Annotated in this window: 2 protein-coding genes and 1 pseudogene; 2 read left to right on the top strand and 1 reads right to left on the bottom strand. The window is 65.3% G+C overall.

Annotated elements, in window-relative coordinates; all coding sequences use genetic code 11:
- Together VFL62_RS04210 and VFL62_RS04215 are read left to right on the top strand one after the other, a co-directional pair.
- Positions 1–454: pseudogene (locus VFL62_RS04210) on the top strand (MmgE/PrpD family protein); the annotation flags it as partial.
- A gap of 99 nt (positions 455–553) precedes the next feature.
- A complete protein-coding gene (locus tag VFL62_RS04215) occupies positions 554–2572 on the top strand; it encodes a YgiQ family radical SAM protein (RefSeq protein WP_414644600.1) in 2019 nt (672 codons plus the stop codon).
- A gap of 24 nt (positions 2573–2596) precedes the next feature.
- Here the strand turns inward: VFL62_RS04215 and VFL62_RS04220 are convergent.
- Positions 2597–2984, bottom strand: a 388-nt coding sequence (locus VFL62_RS04220; RefSeq protein ID WP_325171121.1) for a hypothetical protein, incomplete at its 5' end; no start/stop codon positions are given.

The raw sequence follows: 2984 nt of genomic DNA on the forward strand, positions 1-2984 counted from the left end.
TGAGCGCACCGGCAGCGAGCCCGAAAAATGGGACCCGAAGACGCGCGAGACCGCCGACCACAGCCTGCCCTACATGATCGCGCGCGCGATGTTCGACGGCGACGTCACGCCCGAAAGCTTCACGGAAGCGAAATTCCGCGATCGCGCGGTGCTTTCCTTCATGCAGAAGATCAAGGTCGCGGAGGATCCGGCGCTGACCGCGCGCACCGGCGGCGCGGTGCCGACGCGCATCACCGCGACGCTTCTCGACGGCCGAAAAATCACGCGCGAGGTCGACCATGCGCCGGGCTTTGCCGCAAGGCCGATGACGAGGGACGATGTCGAGCGGAAATTCCGCGGCAACATCGGCGCGCGCTGGCCGAAACCGCAAACCGACGCCAACCTGAAGGCGCTATGGGCGATCGATCAAGCCAGCGATATCGGCGCGCTGCTCGGGAACCTGGTGGTGGCGTAGAGCCATAATCCGGTGCAATCCCGTTTCCTTAACGATCGCGCCCCAATCCGGTTGAATTCGCCGCGCCGCTGGCCTACCTCTGGCGCCATGAACGCCCTGATGCGCGCCGAAAAACCGCTGATGTCCTGGCCGCGCTTTGGCGCGCGTGCGCCCAAGGCCGCACCGTTCCTGCCCATGAGCCGCCCCGAGATGGCGCGGCTCGGCTGGGAGACTTGCGACATCGTGCTGGTGACGGGCGATGCGTATGTGGACCATCCCTCCTTCGGCATGGCGATCATCGGCCGCCTGTTGGAGGCGCAGGGCTTCAAGGTCGGCATCATCGCGCAGCCGGACTGGCAGTCGGCCGAGCCGTTCAAGGCGCTGGGCAAACCGCGCCTGTTCTTCGGCGTCACCGGCGGCAACATGGACTCGATGGTGAACCGCTACACCGCGGACCGACGCCTGCGCCACGACGACGCCTACACGCCCGGCGGCGAAGGCGGCAAGCGCCCGGACCGGTGCACCATCGTTTACGCACAACGCTGCCGCGAGGCCTACAAGGATGTTCCGATCGTGCTCGGCGGCATCGAGGCTTCGCTGCGCCGGATCGCGCATTTCGACTACTGGTCCGAGAAAGTGCGCCGCTCGATATTGGCCGACGCCAAGGCCGACCTCTTGCTCTACGGCAATGCCGAGCGCGCGGTGGTCGAGGTGGCGCATCGGCTGGCCGCCGGCGAAGCCCCGCGCGACCTCGGTTCGATCCGCGGCGTCGCGCTGTTTCGCCGCGTGCCCGAGCAATACACCGAATTGCTGGCCTGCGATCTCGATTCCGCCGATGAAGGCGCCGGCCGCCATGCCGGCGACACCGTGATCCGCCTGCCGGCACTCGAACAGGTCGAGCAGGACAAGGAGGCCTATGCGCGCGCCTCGCGCGTGCTGCACCGGGAGAGCAATCCCGGCAATGCGCGGCCGCTGGTGCAGCGCCATGGCGACCGCGATCTCTGGCTCAATCCGCCGCCGATCCCGCTGACCTCGGAGGAAATGGATTCGGTCTACGACCTGCCTTACGCGCGCGCGCCGCATCCTTCTTACGGTGACGCGAAGATCCCGGCGTGGGACATGATCAAGTTCTCGGTGACGATCATGCGCGGCTGTTTCGGCGGCTGCACCTTCTGCTCGATCACCGAGCATGAGGGCCGCATCATCCAGAACCGTTCGGAGGGATCGGTGCTGCGCGAGATCGAGCGCATCCGCGACACCACGCCGGGCTTCACCGGCGTGATCTCCGACATCGGCGGCCCGACCGCCAACATGTACCGGATGGCATGCAAGGACCCGAAGGTCGAAGCGTTATGCAGACGCCCGTCCTGCGTCTTCCCCGAGATCTGCCCGAACCTCAACACCTCGCATGATGATCTGATCGCGCTCTATCGCAAGGTGCGCGAGGTCAAGGGCGTCAAGAAGGTGATGGTCGCTTCCGGCGTGCGCTACGATCTGGCGGTGAAGAGCCCCGAATATGTCAAGGAGCTCGTTACCCATCACGTCGGCGGCTACCTGAAGATCGCGCCCGAGCACACCGAGCGCGGCCCGCTCGACAAGATGATGAAGCCCGGCATCGGCGCTTACACCCGCTTCAAGCAGATGTTCGAGGCGGCGGCGAAACAGGCCGGCAAGAAATATTACCTGATCCCGTATTTCATCGCGGCGCATCCGGGCACATCAGACGAGGACATGATGAACCTCGCGCTGTGGCTGAAGAAGAACCGCTACCGCGCCGATCAGGTGCAGACCTTCCTGCCCTCGCCGATGGCGACCGCGACCGCGATGTATCACACCGGCGTCAATCCGCTGCGCGGCGTGCGCCACGGGGCGAGCCAAAAGGTCGAGGCGATCAAGGGGCTGCGGCAGCGACGGCTGCACAAGGCGTTCCTGCGCTATCACGATCCCGACAACTGGCCGGTGCTGCGCGAAGCCTTGAAAGCGATGGGACGCCGCGACCTGATCGGCTCCGGCCCCGATCAACTGGTCCCGGCGCACCAGCCGCCCGGCACCGGCAAGGCCGCCTCGACGCGCCGGCCGCTGCGCGAGGGCGGCAGGACTCAGCGCTTCACCACCAAGGGCGTGCCGATCCGCAAATAACGCGGACGCAGCACATCAGCTCGCTCACCAAAATCCCCTTGCATTATCCGGTTCCGGCTTGCCGCGGCGGTCGTAGCGGCGGAGCTTCACGACGCCTTTCGCGTTCGTGGTCTTGACGCTCGCGCACCTGCCGTTCGGATGGTAAGTGTACTCAAAATCGAAGAACACCGCGCCCTTGAGCATCTTGGTGACGCGCACGAGCTTTTTGCCGTCATAACGGCCGATCAGGTACACGCGGCCTTCGGCATGAAGATTGTCGGCCTCTTCCTTGCTGATCTTGTCGGTGAGGCCGATCGGGTGCCAATAGCCGCCCCAGCCGCGATAATATTCGACCGGCTCGTGCTTCACCATTGCGCGTGCGATCGCGATCCAGCCAAGCCAACCGCCAACAAGAACGACGATCAGGACGACC

Source organism: Bradyrhizobium sp. (assembly GCF_035701725.1).
Lineage (GTDB): Bacteria > Pseudomonadota > Alphaproteobacteria > Rhizobiales > Xanthobacteraceae > Bradyrhizobium.

Bases quoted from the DNA above. Each gene is read 5' to 3' on its own strand.
- VFL62_RS04215 (WP_414644600.1), top strand. From the start codon at position 554: ATGCGCGCCGAAAAACCGCTGATGTCCTGGCCGCGCTTTGGCGCGCGT.